Below are 21,631 nucleotides of genomic sequence, written 5' to 3'. Positions count from 1 at the left end.
GCCTCTGCGTCGGCCGGTTCGAAGCGTGCGAGCGGTCAGCCCAGCTGGGTGTCCAGCCACTGCAGGACGTCGGGGGTCACGGGGTCGGTGATGTCGGCGAACTCCTCGTGCCGCTTCAGGAACTTGGCCACGTACGGGCAGACGGGCACGATCCGCTTTCCGGACTCGCGTACGTCGGTGAGCGCCTCCTGGACCAGTTGGGAGGCCAGGCCCTGTCCGGCGAAGGCGTCGTCGATCTCGGTGTGGTAGAAGACGCGCTGCTCAGCGCGGTCGCGGTAGGCGGTCAGTCCGGCGCGCTTGCCGTCGACCAGGATTTCGTAGCGGTGCTCGGCGTCTGCCCGCCGGACGGTCGGAGCGCTGGAAGGCTGGCTCATCGGGTGCCTCTCGGATGGGGTCGGTGACACGTCGAACGGATCAGTGGCGCGGTGGATTCCTGCGCGGCGTGATGACGGCGTTCGGCAGCGCGGGGGCGGGAAGCCGGTCTCCCGGGTACCCCTCGACCACGCCGAAGCGATCGGAGGAGTTCTGCCATTCGTCCCGGGCCTTGGCGATGTCCTCGTGGCTGCGCCCGATGAAGTTCCACCACATGACGATCTCCTCCTCGAACGGGGTTCCGCCCAGCAGGACCGTCCGTGCGATGTCGTCCGACTCGTTCGTCAGCGTCAGCGCGTCGACGCCCGGATGGGCGTAGCCCATCTCCGCGGGAGCCACCAGGGTGCCGGCCAGGCGTACCTCTCCCTGGTCGACCAGGAGGCCGTGCTCGAAGCCGGGGTCCACGGCGAGCGTGACGGCAGCGCGCGGCTGGAGGACGATCTCGGCGCCGAGCAGGGGTGTGAAGGTCCGCACCGGGGAGGCGTGGCCGGCGAGGGAGCCCAGGAAGACCCTGATCTCGGCCCCGTCGATCCGCGCGGTCTCGGGTGCGTAGTGCTGGAAGTCCCGTGCGGCGTCGCGGTGCTCCTCCGGCAGCGCCACCCACAGCTGGACGCCGTGCAGGACGGTGGTCCGCGAGGTGGAGACCTCCGAGTGGCAGATGCCGTACCCGCCGGTCATGAGGTTCAGCTCGCCGGGCCGTACGTAGGCGTGGCTGCCCAGGCTGTCCCGGTGCTCGATCTCCCCGCTGAACAGCCAGCTCACCGTCTGGAGCCCGGTGTGCGGATGCGGGGCGACGTCCATGCCGCCCGTCACCGAGACGTCGTCGGGGCCGTAGTGATCGGCGAAGCACCAGGCGCCGATCAGGGTCCGGGCACGCTGCGGCAGGGTCCGCCGCACGGTCATCGCCCGGGGGCCGCCGAGGGGCACGTCACGCGCGGTCAGGACGTCGATCCGGGCCGCCTCGGTCGGCCGCTCGCCGTCCGCCGGCCCGCCGCACCGCACTTCCATGGGTTTCGTCTCGGCGTTGCTCACCGTGGACCGCCTCCCTCAAGAATCGTTTTACATTCAACTATCATGCCGCGATAATAGGTCGGCGACACCGGCAGGTGCACACGACATGACACACCACACGACAAGGGAGCCGCACAGGCCCCGGAGGAGTCCCAGGTTGAGCACCCACACGACGGAGTCCGCGGACCGGCGGATCTTCATCGACAAGCAGAGCCCCACCGCCTACCGCGCGCTCGTCCAGACCGCGGAAGCGGTCCGTACGGTCACCGCCGAGGCGGGGCTCGACCGGACGCTCGTGGAACTGGTCAACCTGCGCGTGTCGCAGATCAACGGCTGCGCCTACTGCCTCAACCTACACACCAGGGCGGCCGTGCGGGCGGGCGAGACCACCCAGCGGATCGGGGTGCTGGCGGCCTGGCGGGACACCGAACTGTTCACCCCCGACGAGCGCGCGGCGCTCGCGCTCGCGGAGGCGACCACCGACCCCGGTGACGCGACCCTTCAGGAGGCCGCGTACGACACGGCCCGCGAGGTGCTCACCGACGACCAGATCTCCGCCGTGATCTGGGCTGCGGTCACCATCAACGCGTTCAACCGGGTCTCGATCATGAGCAAGCATCCGGTGCGGCCGCAGTAGACGGCCCCTGGCCGGGGCGGCTCAGCGCTGCCGCAGGTATTCCGCGCCCAGCGCCCGCAACCGGTCGTGGACCCCGGTGTAGGCGCGGGCGCCGCCGAGGATCCGCTTGGGCAGCTTGGCGACCATCGTGTACTGGGTGTCGCAGACGTTCGCGGCCGGCGCAAGACCGGCCTGGCTGACCAGCTGATAGGCGTCCAGCTGGTCGAGTCCCAGCAGGTCCGCCGTCCACTGCACCAGATCGTGCTGGCTGATCCGGAAGGCGTCCTCCAGTGGGCGCGCGTGGCCCGTGCTCAGCAGGAAGTCGTCGTTCTCCAGCCGCGGCACCGCGGGCGCGCCGCCCTTGACGAGATCCACCGCCACGACCGTGTTCATGGCGGTCTCCACCGCGGTCCCGCACACCTCGCCCTCACCCTGCCGGGCGTGGCCGTCCCCGATGGCGAGCATCGCGCCCTCGATGTTGACGCCGAAGTACACGGTGGTTCCGGCGCGCAGTTCGGGGGTGTCCATGTTGCCGCCGTGCACACCCGGCGAGATGGACATCAGCCGTTCGCCCGCGGCGGGGGCGACGCCGACCGTGCCGTGCATCGGATCCAGCGGCAGGTCCACCGCGAAGTCGCTTCGGCGGGCCTCGAACCGGCAGGTGCCGGCCTTGGCGTCGATGGCGTAGAGCCAGACCCGCTCCTCCAGCGCCGGATGCAGCATGGCGGTGGCATGGGTGGCGGTCAGCGCGCCGAAGTGCGGGAAGGTGCTGGACACGCCCCAGTCACGGGCCGGGGAGATGTCCACGAAGTGCACCGCCAGCGCGTCGCCGGGTTCGGCGCCGGCGACGGCGATGGGACCGGTGACCGGGTTCAGGTAGGGGAAGGCGCACACCTGGCTGGGCAGGTCGGCCGTCGCGCGTACCCGGCCGCCGAAGCAGTCCTCCGTGGTCAGCTCCACGACGCTGCCGGGCGGCACCGTCACGACGGGCGACCCGCCGCCGAAGGAGTAGGCGTACCGGTCCGGGTCCGTGGGGATGCTGATCACCTGGGCGAGCGTGTTCAATGCGACTCCTTGCCTGCGGGGGAATACGGGATGCGGCGTGGGCGAGCGGCGCCTATCCGTCGCGCGGCGGTGTCGCCGCCGGCTCGTCCGTGGTCTCCATGACGGCCAGGCGCGGTCGGCGGCCGGTCAGCAGCAGCCCGGCCAGTACCGCCGCACCGACGCCCAGCCAGACGAACCCCAGTCGCTGCGCGGCGATGTCGGCGTTGAACACGACGTAGGCCAGGATGGCGAAGCCGATGGCGGGCGCGATCAGATGCCGCCAGTAGTCGCGGCTGCGCCGGCGGATCAGGTAGTGGACGACCACGGACACGTGCAGGACCAGGAAGGTCGTCAGCGCGCCGAAGTTGATCAGAGTGCTCAGCAGAGTGACGCCGTCGTCGCGGGAATTCATGTAGAGGCCCAGCACCAGCGAGACGGCGGCCGTGAGCAGGGTCGCGTTGACCGGAACCCGGTGCCGTGGGTGAACCCTGGCCAGGAAGGAGGGCAGTTGCCGGTCCCGTGCCATCGCGTAGAGCAGGCGGGAGGTGGCGGCCTGGGCCACCAGCGAGTTGGCGAAGCCCCAGGCCACGGCGGTGGCCGCGGCGGTCAGGGTGGCCAGCCACTCGCCGGAGGCCACGCGGGCCGCGTCGTAGAAGGCGGTGCCGTCGGGATCGCCCCGGTCGATGAGCTTGTCCGGGTCGGGCACCAGCAGGGAGGCCAGCCAGGTCTGGACGATGAACAGGGCGCCGGCCAGCAGCAGCGCCGCCACCATGGAACGACCGATGGCGTGGGCGGATTCCTTGTTCTCCTCGGCCAGCATCGAGATGCCGTCGAACCCGAGGAAGCTCAGCACGGCGATGGAGACGGCGCCGAAGACCAGCCCCCAGGAGAAGGTCCCGCCGTTGTAGACCGCGGTGAAGTCGAAACCGCGCCCCTTGCCCTGGGCGAGCGCGATCACGCCGACCACCACGAAGACCGCCAGCACGACGAGTTCGGCCAGCAGCATCACCTTGTTGACCCGCGCGGTCATCTGGATGCCCGCGTAGTTGACCGCGGTGTTGAGCACCACGAAGCCCAGCAGCCAAAGCCACACCGGGACGGCCGGGACCAGCGAGTTCATGGCGATCCCGGCGATCAGGTAGAGCAGTCCGGGCACGAGCACGTAGTCGAGAAGGATCATCCAGCCGGAGAGGAACCCGACGGGAGCCGCGATGCCCCGTCCGGCGTACGCGTAGACCGAGCCGGACATGGGGAACGCCCGGGCCATCTGCGCGTACGACAGCGCGGTGAACATCATCGCCACCATGCCGATCGCGTAGGTCAGGGCCACCATGCCGCCGGAGCCCTGGAAGACGCTGCCGAAGATCCCGAAGGGCGCGATGGGCACCATGAAGACCAGCCCGTAGACCAGCAGGTCGCGGAAGGTCAGGGAGCGGTGGAGTTCTTGCCGGTAGCCGTAGTTCTGGAGCGAGTCGGGAGGCGGATGTTCGGCCATCGCGTTCTCCTCACTGCTGGGTGCCGGAACTGCGGGGGAGAGCGTAGGGCCAGTCGGTTCCGGACGGAAGCGTCACGGTGCAGACGGGCCGATCGGTCGCGCTCCGGACGCGTGGCCGCCGCTCATGGGCGAGGGCGCTCCGAAGAGCGCCCCAGGTGATGGTCCCGCACAGGCCCGCGCCCGGCCCGGTCAAGTGCGCTGGTCGCCACGTGGTCCCCGAGAATGACCGAGGGGCCTTTTCAGATGTCCTCTGAAAAGGCCCCAGACCGGCGACTTCGCAAAGTCGGGACGACAGGATTTGAACCTGCGACCCCTTGACCCCCAGTCAAGTGCGCTACCAAGCTGCGCCACGTCCCGGTGCGTTCGTGCGGGGATCCGCCCGAACGCGCAGGTGAACCTTACCTTACGCGGGCGGGTGCGGCCGATTTCCGGCTATCCCTCGGCGCCCGTGTAGGCGGCGGTGGTGCGGTCGGCGGCCTCGCGTGCGCGTGCCGGGTCCTCACCGCTCGCGACGTTGGCCGCGTACCACCGCTCGCTGCTCGCGGCGACGAATCGGCGGCCCTCCTCGGAGCCCACCCAGGCCATGGCCTCGCGGGAGTCGACCGGAGCGCCGCTCGACAGATGGCGGGTCAGGCCGATGAGCATCATGTCCCAGCCGACCCCGACCGCGCCGGGACCGAACTCGCCCCACTTGGTGTCGTCGATGTGGAAGAGGTGGTCCAGCTCGAAGCGCGTGCCGCCGCCGTCCCGCGCGGTCAGGCGCAGCTCGATCCAACTGGTCTCGCCGCCGTACTCCCAGGTCGCGGCGAAGCCCTTGGGCGGGTCGCAGCGTTCGATCGTGCCGCCGGCGTTGCCCTCGAGTTGGTAGTGGCCGCCCAGGCGGAGTTCACCGGTGACGGGGAGGAACCAGCGCGGGATGCGTTCGGGGTTGGTGCAGGCGTCCCAGACGTCGTCGAGCGGGGCGTCGTAGGACTGACTCACGGTGACCACACGGGCCTCGGCCGCCTTGAAGACGCGGCGGCCGACCTGGCGGTCCACGGCGTTGATCTGATGGGTCACGTCGATCATGGGGTGCTCCTCGGAGGGTCGTCGGCACCGCGCAGCCGGCGTTCGCGCCTGCCGCGGGCCAGCTCGGTGGCCAGCGCGTCCAGGGGCTGGGCCCAGAAGCCGCGGAACCGGTCGAGCCAGGCGTCGACGTCCTTGAGCGGTGCGGAGTTCACCGCGTACAGCCGCCGGGCGCCCTCGGGACGGACGGTCGCGAAACCGTTCTCCCGCAGCACCTTCAGATGCTGCGACACCGCGGGCTGCGAGATCCCGAACTCCGCCGTGACGGCCTCGCAGACGGCGCCGGAGGTCTTCTCGCCGTCGGCGAGCAGTTCCAGTATCCGCCGCCGGACGGGGTCGCCGAGGACGTCGAACGCGTGCATGGCCGCCAACGTATCACCCACCACTTATATAAGTCACCACTGATACGCCATCCGGCGCGAACCTGGGCCCGGCACACCCTCAGCGGGTGCGCCGGGCCGTCTCGGCGGCCTCGTGTTCACTCTCGACGTCCTTGGCGTAGACGAGGAAGTCGTCGACCATACGGTGGAAGAGCGCCGCGAGGCGGCGCAGGTCCTCCGGGGACCAGTCGGCCAGGGCGAGCTGCATACCGCGGGCCCCGACCTCACGGATGCGGGAGATGGCGTCCCTGCCGAGGTCGGTGAGCTGGATGCGCTGGGCACGGCGGTCGTCGGGGTCGGGAATCCGGATCACATGGCCGGACCGCTCCAACTGCTGCACCGTGCGCGTGACATGGGAGGCCTCCACACCCAGGCGGTTGGCCAGCTCCCCCGGCCGCTGCGGCTCGCAGTCGGCGATCTGGCGCAGCAGGGCGACCGCCGCCCGATCCAGCGGCACCCCGGCCAGACTCATCAGCCTCTCGTGCTGCCGGGCCCGTGTCCCCAGGTAGGTGATGCGCATCAGGGCGCGCTCGATCTCGGCCACTTCGGGCGAGACGGGTCCGGTGGGCGACGATGGAGTGACCATACCGACAACTTTACCATATCATTGCCTTACTCAAGCAATTTGCTGCGAACCCGGAACGCGGTACGGCGATGCGTGCGCGGAGCCGTTTCCCCGGCCGCTCACACCCTCGGGCCGCGTCCCCGGGGACGGCTGGGACGTCCCCGGGGACGCGGGGACGGCATCACGGAGGCGTGGCGCGGAAACGCTGGGCGGCATGCGATCACGACGCGTGATCGCAGGAACGACAGCCCGGAGGTTTCCATGATCCGACGGACCCTCACCAGCGGCGTGCTGGCCACGGTCGCGGCGCTCGCGCTCGTGCCCACGGCGGCCGACGCCGCGCCGGCCGACCCCGGCTCGCGCCCGGCCGTGTCGGCGGTCGCCCCGCACCTGCTTCCCTCGATGCTGCCCGAGCCCGCCCAGCAGGCGCGTCACGTCAACCGGTGGGCGACGCACCACCGTTCGACCCACTCCCTCGGACGCGTGGTCACGCACCGCCGGGCGCTGAACGTCCGCTCCGGCCCCAGCACCCGGTACCGGGTGGTCGGCGTCCGGCACGCACACCGCCTGGTGGCACTGAGGTGCCGGACGCACGGGTCCTGGGTGGGCGGCACGCGGCAGTGGTACCGCCTCGCGCACGCACGGGGTTACGTCTCCGCGCACTACGTACGGGTCCGGAGCACCCTGCCGTGGTGCTGACACGCCGTCACGCACCTGTGCGGTGACCGGCGGGCCCGTCCAGGAGCAGCGCGCTCCCGGACGGGCCGTCGGCTCGAGGTGTGTGGGTGCCCTCAGCCCGGGAATCCATCCCGACAACCGGGGCGAAACGCCCAAAGCGGGAGTGGAGTCGGGAGCAGCAGCATGCGGCAACCCCAAGGAACGGCAGCGTCACCCGGGCAGTTGACGACAGCCCTGCGCGAGCTGCGGGACCGTACGGGTCTGAGCCTGGCGGCCCTGGCCGCGCGCACTCCGTACAGCAAGTCCGCCTGGCACCGCTATCTGACCGGGGCCAAGCACCCTCCCCGGTCGGCCGTGGAGGCGCTCGCCCGGCTCGCGGGCGCCGATCCGGTCCCGGCGCTGGCACTGTGGGACGCCGCCGGCGAGTCCCCTTCCGTGGCCGCCGAGCCCGATCCCGAGCCTGATCCCGAGCCCGGGCCTGATTCCGAGCCCGGGCCTGATTCCGAGCCCGGGCCTGATCCCGATCCCGGGCCCATCCCCCGTCCCGAGTCCGAGTGCCCGTCCGAGCCGGCGAACCCGCCCAGGGCGCGGCTGGGACGCCTGCCGCTGCTGACGGCTCTCGCCCTGCCCGCCGCGGCCACCGCGGTGGCCGCGGTCCTCCTCACGCCCTCCCCCGACAGGCCACCCGGCGCCCGGGTGGTAGTGGCGTCGCCACGCTGTCACGACGCCTCCTGTCAGGGCGAGTTGCCCGATGCCTCGGTCTGCGCCGGGGACGCGCGCACCCAGAGCTCCGTGGCGGGCGCGACGTACACCGTGCAGCTGCGGTACTCGCCCTCCTGCCGTACCGCCTGGTCCCAGGTGCGGGTACGGGGCGCGGTCGCCCGGGAGATCTCCGTACGGATGGGCGGGAACGTCCTGTCGGCCACCTACGCCGCCAACGACACCAGCGGCGACACGAGCCCCATGCTCAGCGTCTCCTCCCCACGGGGTGTGGAGGCCTGCGCCGAGGTCGAGGGGAAGCTGGCCTGCACCGGTCTGGGCCCCGACGCGCCGGACCACCCGTGACACCCCCCGGGTGGGACGCGTCTCTTCCAGGTTCCTCCCCTCACGCCAGGCCTTGGCCGACTCGCCGCGCTCGCCGAAGGTCAGGCACGCGATGGTGACCTTCTCACCGCGCGCGGCGGCCAGGGCGATCGCTCCGCCCGCGCGCCACACGAAGTCCCCGGCGTGCGCGGTGACGACGAGTGTCGATCGCGGACGGGACCGGGGCCGCCCCTGGTCGGGCGAAGTCGAGGGCTGGGGGGAGGGCGCGCCTGGATGCGTCGTTGCTCATACTCCGTGCCTTGGTGGACAGGTGTGCGCCCACGACTCGCCGCCGTACGCGCGACGCACGCGTCGCGCGACCTCCCTGCCGGGCGACGCGTCAGTCGCGCAACGCGTCGATCACGCTGGTGAGGTGGGCGCGGACGGCCGCCTCGGCCGCCTGCGGGTCCCTGGCCCCGATCGCCTCGATCATGGCCAGGTGCTCGCTCAGGGACTGCTGTGGACGTCCCGGCCGCAGCGCCAGCTGATAGCGGTGGCGCACCAGTTGGGCGTTGAGCCGTTCCAGCAGTTCCACGGCCGTGCGCTGGCCGGAGAACTCCCGGATCCGGCCGTGCAGTTCGTGGTTGAGGTCGGAGTAGGTGACCGGCTCGCCCTCCTTCACGGCCCTCTCCATCGCCGTGCCGAGGTCCACGAGTTCGGCCAGCTGCTCGTCGCTCGCCGCGGCGGCCGCCTTGGCCGCGCACAGCCCTTCGAGGACCATGCGGCACTCGGTGATGGCGACCGCTTCCTCCACGGTCACCACCCGTACCCGCGAGCCCCGGTTGCGGATCCGCTCGACCAGGCCCTGAGCCTCCAGATCGATCAGCGCCGCGCGGATGCTGGCCCGTGTCACACCGAACTGCTCGGCGAGTTCGTTCTCCACCAGCCGCTGAGCCGGTGCCATCTCGCCGTGCAGGATCGCCTGCCGCAGCCGCGTGAGCGCATGCCGCTTGGCCTGCTCCCCGCTGCTCGGACCGGCTTGGTTCGGCATCGTGCCCTCCTTGAGTGAGTGCGTGTCGAACCTAAATCTAGCGACAAGATTGTCAACAATTTTGTCGGTCATATTGCCCGCACATGCCTGCCCGCGTGCGCCTGCCCGCATGGGCCCGCTCGCACGTGCCGGGCTTCCCGCCGGAAGCGACGAAGTGTCCGTGGGCCGGGGCCGATCCCCCACACTCTGTCAACGTTCCCGTGCCGTCCGCCCCGGCTAGGGTCACGGCATGACGCACAGTTTCGTTCTGCACGTTCCCGACGCCGACCTCGTGCCCGAGCCGCTCGAACCGGAGCAGATCGTCTCCGGGACGCCCGAGGTGACCGGCAAGGTGGTCTGGGAGTCGGCCGACGGCCGGCAGATCCGCGGGATCTGGCAGATCACCCCCGGGGTGGTCACCGACACCGAGGCGGACGAGTTGTTCGTGGTGATCAGCGGCTCGGCGACCATCGAGGTCGAGGGCGGGGCGACCCTGCACGTCGGCCCCGGCGACATGGCGGTGCTGCGCGAGGGCGACCGCACGACGTGGACGGTGCACGAGACGCTGCGCAAGGCGTACGCGATCAACCTGTGAGGCAGGTCGCGGGGTTCAGCCGGCCACCGGGTGCGGCGGCATGTTGTACGGGGTGACCACCTGGATCGCCGACGGAAGCGTCGGTCCCGCGGGCGGCAGGGCGCCGTGGGCCCGCATCACCAGGTGGCAGGCCTCCCGCATGTCCTGCCGCAGGTCGTGGTGGAGCACCGCTGACAGGCGGTGCTCGCGCAGCAGGCGGGTGTTGTCCTGGTCGAGGTCGTGCGCGATGAACACCGCGCACTCGCGGCCGAGGTCCGCGAAGGCCCGCAGGGTGGCGATGTTGCCACCGCCGATCGAGTAGACCGCGCGGATCTCCGGGTCGCGCTCCAGGGCGGCCCGCACGAGGTCGTACTGCGTGGCGTCCAGCCCCTGCCCCTCGGCGATCTCCACCAGCGCCCGCCGGGGGTGTCGGGCGCGCATGGCGCCGCGGAAGCCCATCTCGCGTTCCTCCTCGTTGCGGAAGAAGCCGCTGCTGAGGCTGGTGAGCACGTTGCCGGGCCGGTCGCCCAGCCACTGGCCCATCAGGTACGCGGCCGTCGCGCCCGCCGCCCGGTTGTCGCTGCCGACGTAGCCGAGCCGGGCGCTGGCGGGCAGGTCGGTGACCAGGGTGACGACCGGGATGCCGGCCGCCACCAGCCGGCCGACCGCCGCGCTGACCTCGGGGACGTCGGGGGCCTTGAGGATCACGCCCTGCGAGCCGCGCCGCGCGATCCGGTCGAGTACGGCGATCTGCTCGCGCGCCGGACCGGTCTCGCGGAAGTGGAAGCGGGAGCGCACCACGGCCGGGTGCAGGGACGGCAGTTCGGCCTCCAGGGCGGCCCGTACGGCGGTGCTGAACCGCTCGGGCGCCTGCATCACGATGTCGACCATGAAGGTACGGCCCACCAGCCGGACCTGGGTGCGCTGACGGTCGAGGTCGGCGATGGCCCGGTGCACCTCCCGCGCGGTGCTCTCCCGCACCCCGCCGCGACCGTTGAGCACCCGGTCGACGGTGGCCTCGCTCAGCCCTGCCTGACGTGCTATCTCGCGGATCGGGAAGGGGTGGCCCATGCGGCAGGCTCCTTGGGAGGTTCCCTGAGGGGTTTTTGATGGCTCGCTGCTGGTTGTTCGAGGTGTTTGTACTGACAAGAATGGCAGGACGCGACGGCCCTCGTGGCCGGGTCCGCCGGCGACCGTCCCCGTGACCGAGTCCGCCCGTCACCGTCCCCGAGTCCGCCCATGACCGTCCCCGTCACCGAGCCCGCCCGACGACCGTTCCCCTGGCCGCGTCGCCCGACGACCGAAAGGACGACGATGTCCTCCACCCCCGTACACCGCCGCGTCCGGCTGTCCGAGCAGGACTGCGACCTCGACTCCTTCCGCGCGCTCGTCGACCGAGCGACCGATGCCGCCGACTACCCGCACGCCTCGTCGGTGGAGCACAACGTCCTCGTCTACGACGCCGAACGGCTGCACGGGGCCGGGGAGCACAACGCCCTGCGGGCCGAACTGGTCCACGCCCTGGACGAGGGCCCCGGCATCGTGGTGTTCCGGGGCGCCTTCCCCGACACCGCGGTGGTCGACCGGGCCACCGCCGTCTTCCGCGCCCTGATCGCCGGGCAACGTGCCTCGGGCGCTGGCGCCGGGGACCACTTCGCGAAGCCGGGCGCCAACGACCGGGTGTGGAACGCCCTGGAGAAGGCGGCGCTGCACGACCCGGAGACGTTCGCCGACTACTACGCGAACGACGTCCTGGCACTGGTCGGCGAGGCCTGGCTGGGCCCCGGCTACCAGGTCACCTCGCAGATCAACGTGGTCAACCCGGGCGGCGCGGCCCAGACGGTGCACCGCGACTACCACCTGGGGTTCCTGGCCAACGAGGTCGCCGCCGCCTACCCGGCGCACGTCCACCGGCTCTCCCCCGTGCTGACCCTCCAGGGCGCTGTCGCGCACTGCGACATGCCCGTGGAGTCCGGTCCGACGATGTACCTGCCGTACTCGCAGCGGTACGAGCCGGGTTACCTCGCCTGGCGACTGCCCGCGTTCCAGGCCTACTTCGAGGACCACCACGTGCAACTGCCGCTGACCAAGGGGGACGCCGTCTTCTTCAACCCGGCGCTCTTCCACGCCGCCGGGACGAACCGGTCGGCGGACATCCGGCGCATGGCCAACCTGCTCCAGGTCTCCTCCGCCTTCGGGCGGGCGATGGAGACCGTGGACCGCGAGGCCGTCGCAGGCGCCGTCTTCCCGGTGCTGCTCAAGCGCAAGGCGGAGGGTGCCGACGCCGCATGGCTGGACCGCGTCGTCGCCGCGAGCGCCGAGGGCTACCCGTTCCCCACCAACCTCGACAGCGATCCGCCGGTGGACGGTCTGGCCCCGCCCTCGCAGGCGGACCTCGTACGGCGGGCGGTGCGCGAGGAGTGGACACCTGACGCGCTCCGCGCGGAGCTGCGGGCCGCTGCCGAGCGACGCGAGAGCTGAGGAGAGTCATGGGACTTCTCGACGGATCCACGAACGGTCTGCTGCACGGCAAGGTCGTCCTCGTCAACGGCGGCAGCCAGGGAGTGGGGGCCGCGATCGCGCGGGCCGCCGTCCGTGAGGGCGCCGTGGTCGCCGTGACCGGGAGGCGGACCGAGCCGGGCGAGGACCTGGTGGCGGAGCTGACGGCCGCCGGGGGCAAGGCCATGTTCGTCCGGGCCGACCTGGCCGACGCGGAGCAGGCCAAGGGATCGGTGGCGCGGGTGGTCTCCGCGTACGGACGGATCGACTGCCTGGTGAACTCCGCGGGGCTGACCTCGCGCGGCACGCTCCTCGACACCACGCCCGAGCTGTTCGACGCGCACATCGCGGTCAACCTCAAGGGGCCGTTCTTCGCGATGCAGGCGGCGGTGGCCGACATGGTGGCCCGCGGGGCGCCGGGCACGGTCGTCAACATCATCACGTCCTCGGCGCACGGCGGGCAGCCGTTCCTGGCGCCTTACGTCGCCGCCAAGGCCGGCCTGGCCGGGCTCACCCGCAACGCCGCGCACGCCCACCGCTTCGACCGGGTGCGGATCAACGGCCTGAACATCGGCTGGACCGCGACCGAGGGCGAGGACGCCACCCAGCGTGCCTTCCACGGCGCCGGTGACGACTGGCGGGAGCGGGCCGGAGAGCGGCTGCCGATGGGCAGGCTCGGCCGGCCCGACGAGATCGCCGACTTCGTGGTCCTGCTGCTGTCCGAGCGGTCCGGGGTGGTCACCGGATCCGTGATCGACTGGGACCAGAACGTGCTCGGCGGACTGGACTGACGTACTGCCGCACCACTCGCGCGACCACGCACCACCCACGCACGACCCACGCACCCAAGGAGCATCAGCCCCCATGCGTATCGGAATCCTCGGCCTCGGCCGGATCGGCGCCTTCCACGCCGAAACCCTCTCCGGACTCGACACGGTCGAGTCGCTCGTCCTCGCCGACCCGTTCACGGACGCCGCCAAGGCCGCCGCCGAGCGGTTCGGGGCGGAGGTGGCCGACTCGGCCGAGGCGGTACTGGCCGCCGGGGTGGACGGCGTCGTCGTGGCCGCCGCGACCGACGCCCACCCGGCGCTGATCCTCGCCGCCGTCGACGCCGGTGTCCCCGTCTTCTGCGAGAAGCCGGTGGCCCGCACCATGACGGAGGGCGTCGAGGTCCTCAAGGCGGTCCAGGGCAGCGGTGTACCCGTGCAGATCGGCTACAACCGCCGCTTCGACGCCGGTTTCGCCGCCGCCCGGGCCGCCGTGCGGGCGGGCGAGCTGGGCAGGCTGCACACCGTGCGGTCCACCACGCTCGACCCGGCGCCGCCGCCGGCCGCGTACATCGCCGCCTCCGGCGGGATCTTCCGGGACTGCTCGGTGCACGACTTCGACATCATCCGCTGGGTGACCGGGCGGGAGGTGACCGAGGTGTACGCCGTCGGCGGCAACCGGGGCGCCGACTACATCAGGGAGGCGGGCGACGCCGACACCACAGGGGCGGTACTCACCCTGGACGACGGAACGATCGCGGTGGTCTCCAACAGCCGCCACAACGCCCGCGGTTACGACGTCCGCATGGAGCTGCACGGCTTCGAGGACTCGATCGCCGTCGGCCTGGACGACAAACTGCCGCTGCGCTCCGTCGAACCCGGGGTGACCTTCCCCGACGGCACCCCGCACGACTTCTTCATGGACCGCTTCACCGCCGCCTACCGCGCCGAACTCACCGCGTTCACCGAGGTCGTGGCCGGCCGACTGCCCTCTCCGTGCACAGTCGCGGACGCGCTGGAGGCCGGCTGGATCGCCGAGGCCTGCACCCTGTCCCTCCACGAACACCGCCCGGTACGCATCGACGAGGTACGAACCGCCTGACCCACCGACGCAAGACCGGCTGCGCGGGTCCGCCGGTCCGGCCCCGACCGACCCGGCGGGCCTGCAAGCCCCACGCCACGGGCCACACAACCAGCCCGCTGGCCCGGCGGGTCCCCGTGGCCCGCTCCGGCAATCCACGCGTCCATCCGCTCGACCTCCCCTGCGAACCCGCATGCCCCTCCGGGTCACGTAACCACCCTGACGGGCTGGCGGGCCACGCGACCGGCACGCGGCTCGCATGACCGGCCGTGCGGCCCTGTGCGGTCCACGTGATCAGCCCGGCGAGTCCCCGTGGCCCGGTCCGGCAATCCACCTGCCCGGCCATCCGACCCAAGCAGCCGCCTCTGCCAACCCGCATGCCCCGGCGGGCCCACGCGGACTGTACGGCCGGGCTGACGGGCTGGCGGGCCACGCGGCCGATCCGGCGGGTCCCCATGGCCGGCCATGCGGACCGTTGCGGCCCTTGTCGTCAGGGCTGCGGGCCCGCCCCCGCGAGTGCGGCGCGTTCGCGGGCTGTGCGGACCGTTGTCGAGAGGGTGGCGATGTCGTAGGCGCCGTGGTGGCGGCGGCCGTTGACGAAGAAGGTCGGGGTGCCGGAGACGGCGCTGAGGTCGGCCGACTCCACGTCGTCGGCCACGCGCTGCGCGCCCGCCCGTTCCCGCAGGTCCCGGCGGAAGCGGTCCACGTCGAGGCCGATCTGCTCGGCGTGGCGCAGGAGGTCCTTGGGGCTCAGGTCGCCCTGGTGGCTGATCAGGACGTCGTGCAGATCCCAGAAGCGGCCCTGGCGGGCGGCGCCCTCCGCGGCCTCGGCGGCGAGCTGCGCGTTCGGGTGGACGTCGGTCAGCGGCAGGTGCCGCCAGACGTAGCGCACGTCGTCGCCGAAGTCGGCGAGCAGCTCCCGCACGACCGGCTCGGCGAGTCCGCAGTACGGGCACTCGTAGTCGCCGTACTCGACCAGGGTCACCGGGGCGTCGAGCGGCCCGCGGACGTGGTCGCGCTCGGGGTCGACGGGCTCGCCGAGGTCGACGATGACCCGGCCCCGGCCCAGCAGCGCGCGGGCCCGACGACGCTGGGGCAGCAAAGCGAGGACCCCGGTCACCAGCCAGGTGACGGCGAAGGAGCACAGGACGGTCGCCAGGATGCCGATCTTCGCCTCCTCCAGCCGGGTTCCGCGAAAGGCGAGGGTGGCGATCAGCAGGGACACGGTGAAGCCCACCCCGGCCAGGCCGCCGCCCGCGGTGATGGCGCCCCAGCCGATCGGCGGGCGCAGCCGGCCGCGGCTCAGCCGCACGGCGAGCCAGGTGGAGCCGACGATGCCGATCGGCTTGCCGACGACGTAGCCGAGCAGGATGCCGACGGTGACGGGTGAGGTGAAGGCGTCCGCGAGCCGGGCCGCGCCGAGCGGGAGACCGGCGTTGGCCAGCGCGAACAGCGGCACGATGAGATAGCTGGTCCAGGGGTGGAGCATGCGCTGAAGCCGCTCGTTGGGCGACAGCGCGGTGGCCAGGCCCCGGCGCAGGGTGCGTTCCAGCTCGGGTGTGGGCTGCTCGCGGAAGCGCCGGAAGAGCCGGCTGGCGCGTTCCAGGGCGTGCCGCCGGGCCGGGTGGGCGTAGGTGAGCAGGCCCATGACCAGTCCGCTGACCACCGGGTCGACGCCGGAGCGCAGCAGCGCGCCCCACAGGACCAGGGCGACGAGCGCGTACACGACGGAGATCCGTACGCCGGCCACGCGCAGCGCGATCAGCACGGCGAGGACGCCGAACGCGGTGAGCAGGGCGGGCACGTAGAGGGTCCCGCTGTAGGCGAAGGCGATGACGGCGAGAGCGAGGAAGTCGTCGGCGACCGTGACGCCGAGCAGGAAGACGCGCAGGCCGCCCGGCAGCCGGGAGCCGAAGACGGCGAGGATGCCGAGCGCGAACGCCGTGTCGGTGGACATGGCCGCGCCCCACCCCCGGGCGGTGGCGTGGCCCGCGTTGACGGCCAGGTAGATCGCCACGGGTACGGCCATGCCGCTGATCCCGGCGATCGCCGAGAGCGCGAGCCGCCTGCGCTCTCTCAGCTCGCCGATGTCGAACTCCCGGCGGGCTTCCAGGCCGACGACGAAGAAGAACAGCGCCATCAGCCCGCTGTTGATCCACTCCCGCAGTCCCAGGGAGACCCCGGTCGAGCCGACCATGAACGACACGTGGGTGCGCCAGAACGACTCGTAGGTGCCGGGCCGGACGTTGGCCCACACCAGCGCGGCGACCGCGGCGGCGAGCAGCACGGCGGCGCTGCCGGTCTCGGTGCGCAGGAAGGTGCGCAGCGGGCCGTGCGCGCCGGCGCCGCAGGCGGTCCGCCCGCTCATGGGCGGCTGTTCCGGAAGTGTGGTCGGGGGACGGGACACGTCGTCAGTCCATGGAGGGGCCGGTCACCGGGCGGTTGTCCGGGCCGGCAGGTCGAAGACGTGCCCCGGGGTGACGATCTTCGTGATCGCCTCGCCGAGCAGGGTGCCGGGCTCCGTCCCCTTGTCGTCGATGTCGCTGTTCAGCAGGACGACGAGAGTCGTCCGCGCCGAGGGGAGGTAGACCGTGAGGGACTCGTAGCCCGGCAGTGAGCCGTTGTGGCCGATCCAGCCCCGCACGTCGAAGATGCCGAGGCCGTATCCGGCGCCGGGGACCGAGGTCGGGGGTGTGGTGAGCCGCTGCTTCTGGGAGGCGGGGCTGATGAGCCTGGTGCCGTCGGGCAGGACGCCCGTGGCAACGGTGCGCGCCCATACGCGCAGGTCGTCGAGGTTGGAGACCATCGCTCCGGCCGCCCAGCCCCAGGAGGGGTTCCAGTCGGCCGCGTCTTGCACCTCGCCGTTCGCCGTCTGGTTCGTGTAGCCCTGCGCGTGCGGCCGGGGGAACTGCGCCCCGGCCGGGAAGAAGGTCTGGTCGAGTCCGGCCGGCCGCAGCACATGGGTGCCGATGTAGTCCGCGAGCGGCCGACCGCTCGCCTTCTGGACGACCAGGCCCAGCAGGATGAGGTTGGTGTTGCTGTAGTCGAACTTCCGGCCCGGTGGGAAGAGCACGGGGTGCTGGAAGGCGCAGGCGAGCAACTGCTTCGGGCTGAAGGGCTGGCGCGGATCCGAGGTCAGCGCCTTGCGGAAGCCCGCGTCGGCCGTGTAGTCGGGCAGTCCGCTGCGCATCCCGGCGAGCTGCCGCAGGGTGATCCCGTCCCCGTTCGGCACGCCGGCGACGTACTTGCCGACGGGGTCGTCCAGGCCCACCTTGTGCCGGTCCACGAGATGGAGCAGCGCCGTCACGGTGAAGGTCTTGGTCTCGCTGCCGATCCGCATGTACAGGTCGGGCGACATCTTCCGTCCGGTGCTCCTGTCGGCGACGCCGAAGGACTTGACGTACTGGCCCCGGTCCGGTGTCCACAGTCCCACGGTCACCCCGGGCACGCCCGCCTGCCGCATGACGCGCAGCACGGCCTGGTCGAGCTGCCGGACCACGTCGGGACTCAGTCTCCGCACCCCGGTCGGGGACAGCCCCGAAGGCGCGGTGGCGGTGACGGCGCCGGGGCGGCCGGCGGGTCCGGCGGAGGCGGTCCCGCCGGCGAGCGGCACCACGAGGATTCCGACGGCGGTCGCGGTGACGACACTCCGTCGCAGTCGTGGACACGCGTGCGTCATGCGCCGGCTCCAAGCGCGTGGGAACGAGCCCGCGGCCGTCCCGGACGAGCAGGGGACGAGGGGCCGCCGCGCGATTCCGTCGGCGCGAACCGACGGAATCGCGCGGGCGATGACCCGCGCCGCACTTCAGCTTAGGAGCACCCCCGCGGCACCGCCTGTCGGCGACGGCTACGCGCCCCGCCATACGTTGGCGAAGGCCGCGTCCTCGATGGCCCGGCGCTGGCGGACGGCCTCCAGTTCCATCACTGCGTCGTGGACGACGGCGAGGACGGTGAGGACCGCGTCGTCGGTGAGGCCCGGCTCGGCCGCGGTCATCTCGTCGCGGATCCCGACGGCCGCGGCGAGGGTGAGCAGCACCGGTTCGTCGGCCGCCCAACGGTAGTCCGCGCGGCGCCGCGCCTCGGTGTCGCTGAGGACCGAGCGGCCGCCCCGGAGGGGCAACCAGCGGCTGCGTTCCCAGGTGACCTGGCCCTCCTGTTCCAGGGCGGTCAGATAGGCCCGGGCCAGGCCGCGCCCGCGCCGCCAGAGCCAGTCCTCCAGGGTTTCGTACGGCACCTGGCGCACCAGCGAGGAGGCGGCCTCGTCCAGCAGCCGGTCGTCGAGCTCCGGCAGGGGCCGCGGCACGATCCGGTCGCCGACCAGCTCCAGCACCTCGGCCCGCAGCAGGTCGTACGCCTCGGCGCCGGCCAGCGCCAGGGAGAGGTCCCCGCGCTCCAGCGACCGGCTGGGTTCCAGGTCCAGGGCGACGATCATCAGGTCACGCGCTGTGCTCATTACGCTCCCCGTCGAGGAGTTGCCCGCCACTGCGCACCGCCGCCGGAACGTGACGTTCGGTGCTTCCCGTACGCCCCGACTGTAGCGCGGCGGGCGAGGCGCGCGGCGGGTGTCATCCGTACAGTGCCGGGCGTTCCGGCAGCTCCACCTCCACCCGGCCGCCCTCGGTCAGGGACCGGACGCCCGCCGCGCAGACCGCGGCCGCGGCGTAACCGTCCCAGGCGGTGGGACCCGTGGCCGTGCCGTGGCGGACGGAGTCGATCCAGGCGCGCAACTCGCGGTCGTAGGCGTCTTCGAAGCGTTCCAGGTAGTCCTGGGCGATGGTGCCGCCCCAGCGGCCCGCCGTCTGGGTGACCATGGCGTGGCCGTCGCCGACGCGGGCCGTGCCGCGCTCGCAGACGGCCTCGGCCTGGACCTGGTAGCCGAAGCCGCAGTTGACGAAGATCTCCGCGTCGGCGATGACGCCGCCGTCCGTCTCCAGGACGACGAACTGCGGGTCCTGGATGCCGTCGGGGGCGTCTCGGGACGGCGTGGGGCGCAGGACCGTCACCGCGGTGATCTCCTGGCCGAGCAGCCAGCGGGTCACGTCCATCTCGTGCACGAGCGAGTCGCTGATGAGCAGCTCGCTGGCCCATCCGGGCGGGGCGGCCACGTTGCGGTGGCGGTGGTGCAGCAGCAGCGGGCGGCCCAGCCGGCCGGTCCGCAGGAGTTGTTCGAGCCGGACGTATTCCGGGTCGTAGCGCCGCATGAAGCCCACCTGGATGCGCCGCCGGCCGAGCCGCTGCTCGGCTTCGAGCACGCGCAGGGCGGAGGCCGGGTCCGGGGTGAGGGGCTTCTCGCACAGGACGGGCAGGTCGTGGGCGAGAGCGGCGAGCAGTGCCTCCTCGTGGGCCGGGCTCGAAGAGGCCACGAGCACCGCGTCGACGTCGGCCGCGGCCAGCGCGGCGGCCGGGTCGGTGTACGCGGCGCAGCCGCCGGCGCGGACCGCGACGGCCGAGGCGCGTTCCGCGTCGGCGTCCACGACGGCGCTCACCCGGGCCCCGCTGACGACCTCCTGGATCCTGCGCACATGGTCGGCGCCCATCCGGCCCACGCCGATGACGGCGACGTTCAGCGTCGATGACCGGGCCATCGTCGTCCTTCCTCGGCGGGGTCAGGCACCGCAGGACTTGAGGAACCTGCGTGTGCGCACCGCGATGGGCAGCGGCTTGTCCGGCTCGCACGGGTACATGTCCTGCTCGACGATCGCGAAGAGGTCCACGCCGAGTCCCTGCGCGGCCGTCAGGACCGGTTCCAGCGCCGGTACTCCGGCCGGCGGCTCGCACATGACGCCCCGCTGGACCGCCGGCCCGAAGGGGACCTCGTTCGCCACCACCTCGGCGAGGATCTCCGGGTCGACCTGCTTGAGGTGCAGGTAGCCGATGCGCTCGCCGTAGGTCTCGATCAGCTTGACGCTGTCGCCGCCGCAGTAGGCGTAGTGCCCGGTGTCCAGGCAGAGGCTGACGAGATCGGAGTCGGTGGAGTCGAGGAAGCGCTCGACGTGGGCCTCGATGTCGATGTGGGTGTCGGCGTGCGGGTGGACGACGATGTCGAGACCGTACGTCTCCTTGACCTGCCGGCCGAGCCGTTCCATGCCCTGGGTCAGGTGCGCCCACTGCTCGCCGGTCAGCTCCGGCGGCTCCAGGATCTCGGCGGTCTTGTCGTCGCGCCAGAAGGAGGGGATGACGACGAGGTGGCGTGCGCCCATGGCCCGGGTGAGTTCGGCGACCTGGCTCACGTGTTCCCAGGTGGACTCCCACACCGACGGGCCGCGGTGCATGCCGGTGAAGACGGTGCCCGCCGAGACCTTGAGGTTGCGCTTGGCCACCTCGTCGGTGAGCCGGGCCGGGTCGGTCGGCAGATAGCCGTAGGGGCCGAGTTCGATCCAGGAGTAGCCGGCTTCGGCGACCTCGTCGAGGAAGCGGTCCCAGGGCACCTGCCCGGGATCGTCGGGGAACCAGACACCCCAGGAGTCGGGAGCGGAGCCGACCCGGATGCGGTCCAGCACGGGGGCCATGTCATCAGTTCCCTTCGGTGGGTGCCGGTGCGGGCGCGGTGGGCGCGGCGAGGTCCTCCGCCTCCGGGAGCTCCTCGGTGTCGACACCGCGGACCTGCGACAGCTCGTGCTTGAGGGCGGCGAGTTCGGTACCGCCGGCCATGTGGTGGGTCAGCTCCTCCAGGCCGACGTCGCCGCGGCCGGCGCTGAGTTCGAGGGTGCCCAGGCGCAGCACGCTGAAGTGGTCGCCGACCATGTAGGCGTGGTGGGGGTTGTGGGTGATGAAGATGACGCCGAGGCCGCGGTCGCGGGCGGCGGCGATGTACTTGAGGACCACACCGGACTGCTTGACGCCGAGGGCGGCGGTGGGCTCGTCCAGGATGAGGACGCGGGCGCCGAAGTGGACGGCACGGGCGATGGCCACGCACTGGCGCTGGCCGCCGGAGAGGGTGCCGATGGGCTGCTCCAGGTCGTCCAGGACGATGCCCATGTTGCGCAGTTCCTCGTCCGCGGTCCGCTTCATCCGGGCGATGTCGAGGCGGCGGACGGGCCAGGGGCCCTTGGTCATCTCCGAGCCGAGGAAGAAGTTCCGCCACACCGGCATGAGCGGGACGGTCGCGAGGTCCTGGTAGACGGTGGCGATGCCCTTGGCGAGGGCGTCGCGCGGGCTGGAGAAGCGCACCGGTTCCCCGTCGACGAGGAACTCGCCCTCGGTGTGCCGGTGCAGCCCGGAGATGATCTTGATGAGGGTGGACTTGCCGGCGCCGTTGTCGCCGAGCACGCAGGTCACGTGCCCCGGGTGGACGGCGAGGTCGACGCCGTGCAGGGCGCGGATGTTGCCGTAGGACTTGCCGGCGCCGCGCAGTTCGACGACGGGCCCGTCGTGCGCGGGCGGGGTGTCGGGGAGGACGGCTCCGTGGGCCGCCGCCTTGTCGGTCGTCAT

Annotated in this window: 22 protein-coding genes, 1 tRNA gene and 1 pseudogene; 7 read left to right on the top strand and 17 right to left on the bottom strand. The window is 72.1% G+C overall.

Features of this window, described 5'->3' with window-relative positions:
* Positions 1-35 precede the first annotated feature (35 nt).
* Positions 36-374 (bottom strand): GNAT family N-acetyltransferase, encoded by a 339-nt coding sequence (locus ACFY3J_RS20925; protein WP_384176546.1) that lies wholly within the window; start codon positions 372-374, stop codon positions 36-38.
* Positions 375-414: 40 nt separating this feature from the next.
* Entirely contained in the window at positions 415-1,404 is a 990-nt protein-coding gene (locus tag ACFY3J_RS20920; RefSeq protein WP_384176544.1) for a pirin family protein, read from the bottom strand.
* Positions 1,405-1,540: 136 nt separating this feature from the next.
* Between ACFY3J_RS20920 and ACFY3J_RS20915 the strand changes: the two genes are divergently transcribed.
* The gene (locus tag ACFY3J_RS20915; protein ID WP_384176542.1) at positions 1,541-2,020 is read left to right on the top strand and encodes a carboxymuconolactone decarboxylase family protein; all 480 of its coding nucleotides are present in this window, start codon (positions 1,541-1,543) and stop codon (positions 2,018-2,020) included.
* Positions 2,021-2,041: 21 nt separating this feature from the next.
* Here the strand turns inward: ACFY3J_RS20915 and ACFY3J_RS20910 are convergent, their stop codons facing one another.
* The 6 genes from ACFY3J_RS20910 to ACFY3J_RS20885 all read right to left on the bottom strand — a co-directional run bounded on the left by ACFY3J_RS20910 (position 2,042) and on the right by ACFY3J_RS20885 (position 6,569).
* The gene (locus tag ACFY3J_RS20910) at positions 2,042-3,064 is read right to left on the bottom strand and encodes an acetamidase/formamidase family protein (RefSeq protein WP_384176540.1); all 1,023 of its coding nucleotides are present in this window, start codon (positions 3,062-3,064) and stop codon (positions 2,042-2,044) included.
* 52 nt (positions 3,065-3,116) lie between these two features.
* On the bottom strand, positions 3,117-4,538 hold the full coding sequence (locus ACFY3J_RS20905; protein ID WP_390841443.1) for an APC family permease: 1,422 nt from the start codon (positions 4,536-4,538) through the stop codon (positions 3,117-3,119).
* Positions 4,539-4,821: 283 nt separating this feature from the next.
* A tRNA-Pro gene (locus tag ACFY3J_RS20900) sits at positions 4,822-4,895 on the bottom strand.
* Between the two features lie 75 nt (positions 4,896-4,970).
* A complete protein-coding gene (locus ACFY3J_RS20895; RefSeq protein ID WP_384176536.1) occupies positions 4,971-5,606 on the bottom strand; it encodes an SRPBCC family protein in 636 nt (211 codons plus the stop codon).
* Positions 5,603-5,965, bottom strand: coding sequence for an ArsR/SmtB family transcription factor (locus ACFY3J_RS20890; protein WP_376406298.1), 363 nt, complete (start codon positions 5,963-5,965; stop codon positions 5,603-5,605). The genes ACFY3J_RS20895 and ACFY3J_RS20890 overlap by 4 nt, the downstream gene beginning before the upstream one ends.
* A gap of 79 nt (positions 5,966-6,044) precedes the next feature.
* Entirely contained in the window at positions 6,045-6,569 is a 525-nt protein-coding gene (locus ACFY3J_RS20885; RefSeq protein ID WP_384176534.1) for a MarR family winged helix-turn-helix transcriptional regulator, read from the bottom strand.
* A gap of 240 nt (positions 6,570-6,809) precedes the next feature.
* Here ACFY3J_RS20885 and ACFY3J_RS20880 point away from each other — a divergent pair, with 240 nt between their 5' ends.
* Both ACFY3J_RS20880 and ACFY3J_RS20875 read left to right on the top strand, forming a co-directional pair.
* Positions 6,810-7,247, top strand: a complete 438-nt coding sequence (locus ACFY3J_RS20880) for an SH3 domain-containing protein (RefSeq protein ID WP_384176532.1) — start codon at positions 6,810-6,812, stop codon at positions 7,245-7,247.
* A gap of 162 nt (positions 7,248-7,409) precedes the next feature.
* The gene (locus ACFY3J_RS20875; RefSeq protein ID WP_384176530.1) at positions 7,410-8,291 is read left to right on the top strand and encodes a DUF2690 domain-containing protein; all 882 of its coding nucleotides are present in this window, start codon (positions 7,410-7,412) and stop codon (positions 8,289-8,291) included.
* Here ACFY3J_RS20875 and ACFY3J_RS20870 read toward each other — a convergent pair.
* Positions 8,238-8,501, bottom strand: a pseudogene (locus ACFY3J_RS20870) (PIG-L family deacetylase); the annotation flags it as partial. The gene ACFY3J_RS20875 and the pseudogene ACFY3J_RS20870 sit on opposite strands and share 54 nt — an antisense overlap.
* Positions 8,502-8,649: 148 nt before the next feature.
* A complete protein-coding gene (locus ACFY3J_RS20865) occupies positions 8,650-9,300 on the bottom strand; it encodes a GntR family transcriptional regulator (RefSeq protein WP_384176528.1) in 651 nt (216 codons plus the stop codon).
* 229 nt (positions 9,301-9,529) lie between these two features.
* Between ACFY3J_RS20865 and ACFY3J_RS20860 the strand changes: the two genes are divergently transcribed.
* A complete protein-coding gene (locus tag ACFY3J_RS20860; protein ID WP_384176526.1) occupies positions 9,530-9,874 on the top strand; it encodes a cupin domain-containing protein in 345 nt (114 codons plus the stop codon).
* Between the two features lie 15 nt (positions 9,875-9,889).
* Here ACFY3J_RS20860 and ACFY3J_RS20855 read toward each other — a convergent pair whose 3' ends face one another.
* Positions 9,890-10,924 carry a LacI family DNA-binding transcriptional regulator gene (locus tag ACFY3J_RS20855; RefSeq protein WP_384176524.1) on the bottom strand — a complete coding sequence of 345 codons (1,035 nt, stop codon included), beginning with the start codon at positions 10,922-10,924 and terminating at the stop codon, positions 9,890-9,892.
* A 243-nt stretch (positions 10,925-11,167) separates the two neighbouring features.
* Between ACFY3J_RS20855 and ACFY3J_RS20850 the strand changes: the two genes are divergently transcribed.
* The 3 genes from ACFY3J_RS20850 to ACFY3J_RS20840 all read left to right on the top strand — a co-directional run bounded on the left by ACFY3J_RS20850 (position 11,168) and on the right by ACFY3J_RS20840 (position 14,221).
* Positions 11,168-12,334, top strand: coding sequence for a phytanoyl-CoA dioxygenase family protein (locus ACFY3J_RS20850; RefSeq protein WP_384176522.1), 1,167 nt, complete (start codon positions 11,168-11,170; stop codon positions 12,332-12,334).
* 8 nt (positions 12,335-12,342) lie between these two features.
* Positions 12,343-13,143 (top strand): SDR family oxidoreductase, encoded by an 801-nt coding sequence (locus ACFY3J_RS20845; protein WP_384176520.1) that lies wholly within the window; start codon positions 12,343-12,345, stop codon positions 13,141-13,143.
* A 73-nt stretch (positions 13,144-13,216) separates the two neighbouring features.
* Positions 13,217-14,221, top strand: a complete 1,005-nt coding sequence (locus tag ACFY3J_RS20840) for a Gfo/Idh/MocA family oxidoreductase (RefSeq protein ID WP_384176518.1) — start codon at positions 13,217-13,219, stop codon at positions 14,219-14,221.
* Positions 14,222-14,690: 469 nt separating this feature from the next.
* Here the strand turns inward: ACFY3J_RS20840 and nhaA are convergent, their stop codons facing one another.
* The 6 genes from nhaA to ACFY3J_RS20810 form a co-directional block, all read right to left on the bottom strand.
* Positions 14,691-16,568, bottom strand: coding sequence for a Na+/H+ antiporter NhaA (nhaA, locus tag ACFY3J_RS20835; protein WP_384176517.1), 1,878 nt, complete (start codon positions 16,566-16,568; stop codon positions 14,691-14,693).
* A gap of 63 nt (positions 16,569-16,631) precedes the next feature.
* Positions 16,632-17,879: a serine hydrolase domain-containing protein gene (locus tag ACFY3J_RS20830; RefSeq protein WP_390841441.1), complete on the bottom strand. Its 1,248-nt coding sequence runs from the start codon at positions 17,877-17,879 to the stop codon at positions 16,632-16,634.
* A 168-nt stretch (positions 17,880-18,047) separates the two neighbouring features.
* Positions 18,048-18,653 carry a GPP34 family phosphoprotein gene (locus ACFY3J_RS20825; protein WP_384176513.1) on the bottom strand — a complete coding sequence of 202 codons (606 nt, stop codon included), beginning with the start codon at positions 18,651-18,653 and terminating at the stop codon, positions 18,048-18,050.
* A gap of 112 nt (positions 18,654-18,765) precedes the next feature.
* On the bottom strand, positions 18,766-19,785 hold the full coding sequence (locus ACFY3J_RS20820) for a Gfo/Idh/MocA family protein (protein ID WP_384176511.1): 1,020 nt from the start codon (positions 19,783-19,785) through the stop codon (positions 18,766-18,768).
* A 21-nt stretch (positions 19,786-19,806) separates the two neighbouring features.
* Entirely contained in the window at positions 19,807-20,709 is a 903-nt protein-coding gene (locus ACFY3J_RS20815) for a sugar phosphate isomerase/epimerase family protein (RefSeq protein ID WP_390841440.1), read from the bottom strand.
* 4 nt (positions 20,710-20,713) lie between these two features.
* Positions 20,714-21,631 carry an ATP-binding cassette domain-containing protein gene (locus ACFY3J_RS20810; protein WP_384176507.1) on the bottom strand — a complete coding sequence of 306 codons (918 nt, stop codon included), beginning with the start codon at positions 21,629-21,631 and terminating at the stop codon, positions 20,714-20,716.

The sequence above is a fragment of the Streptomyces sp. NPDC001231 genome, assembly GCF_042896885.1.
In the GTDB taxonomy this organism is placed as follows: domain Bacteria; phylum Actinomycetota; class Actinomycetes; order Streptomycetales; family Streptomycetaceae; genus Streptomyces.
This window is presented reverse-complemented; position numbering and strand designations above follow the sequence as displayed.

Bases quoted from the DNA above. Each gene is read 5' to 3' on its own strand.
- ACFY3J_RS20925 (WP_384176546.1), bottom strand. From the start codon at position 374: ATGAGCCAGCCTTCCAGCGCTCCGACCGTCCGGCGGGCAGACGCCGAG.
- ACFY3J_RS20905 (WP_390841443.1), bottom strand. From the start codon at position 4,538: ATGGCCGAACATCCGCCTCCCGACTCGCTCCAGAACTACGGCTACCGG.
- ACFY3J_RS20895 (WP_384176536.1), bottom strand. From the start codon at position 5,606: ATGATCGACGTGACCCATCAGATCAACGCCGTGGACCGCCAGGTCGGC.
- ACFY3J_RS20890 (WP_376406298.1), bottom strand. From the start codon at position 5,965: ATGCACGCGTTCGACGTCCTCGGCGACCCCGTCCGGCGGCGGATACTG.
- ACFY3J_RS20885 (WP_384176534.1), bottom strand. From the start codon at position 6,569: ATGGTCACTCCATCGTCGCCCACCGGACCCGTCTCGCCCGAAGTGGCC.
- ACFY3J_RS20880 (WP_384176532.1), top strand. From the start codon at position 6,810: ATGATCCGACGGACCCTCACCAGCGGCGTGCTGGCCACGGTCGCGGCG.
- ACFY3J_RS20875 (WP_384176530.1), top strand. From the start codon at position 7,410: ATGCGGCAACCCCAAGGAACGGCAGCGTCACCCGGGCAGTTGACGACA.
- ACFY3J_RS20865 (WP_384176528.1), bottom strand. From the start codon at position 9,300: ATGCCGAACCAAGCCGGTCCGAGCAGCGGGGAGCAGGCCAAGCGGCAT.
- ACFY3J_RS20860 (WP_384176526.1), top strand. From the start codon at position 9,530: ATGACGCACAGTTTCGTTCTGCACGTTCCCGACGCCGACCTCGTGCCC.
- ACFY3J_RS20855 (WP_384176524.1), bottom strand. From the start codon at position 10,924: ATGGGCCACCCCTTCCCGATCCGCGAGATAGCACGTCAGGCAGGGCTG.
- ACFY3J_RS20850 (WP_384176522.1), top strand. From the start codon at position 11,168: ATGTCCTCCACCCCCGTACACCGCCGCGTCCGGCTGTCCGAGCAGGAC.
- ACFY3J_RS20845 (WP_384176520.1), top strand. From the start codon at position 12,343: ATGGGACTTCTCGACGGATCCACGAACGGTCTGCTGCACGGCAAGGTC.
- ACFY3J_RS20840 (WP_384176518.1), top strand. From the start codon at position 13,217: ATGCGTATCGGAATCCTCGGCCTCGGCCGGATCGGCGCCTTCCACGCC.
- nhaA (WP_384176517.1), bottom strand. From the start codon at position 16,568: ATGAGCGGGCGGACCGCCTGCGGCGCCGGCGCGCACGGCCCGCTGCGC.
- ACFY3J_RS20830 (WP_390841441.1), bottom strand. From the start codon at position 17,879: ATGACGCACGCGTGTCCACGACTGCGACGGAGTGTCGTCACCGCGACC.
- ACFY3J_RS20825 (WP_384176513.1), bottom strand. From the start codon at position 18,653: ATGAGCACAGCGCGTGACCTGATGATCGTCGCCCTGGACCTGGAACCC.
- ACFY3J_RS20820 (WP_384176511.1), bottom strand. From the start codon at position 19,785: ATGGCCCGGTCATCGACGCTGAACGTCGCCGTCATCGGCGTGGGCCGG.
- ACFY3J_RS20815 (WP_390841440.1), bottom strand. From the start codon at position 20,709: ATGGCCCCCGTGCTGGACCGCATCCGGGTCGGCTCCGCTCCCGACTCC.
- ACFY3J_RS20810 (WP_384176507.1), bottom strand. From the start codon at position 21,631: ATGACGACCGACAAGGCGGCGGCCCACGGAGCCGTCCTCCCCGACACC.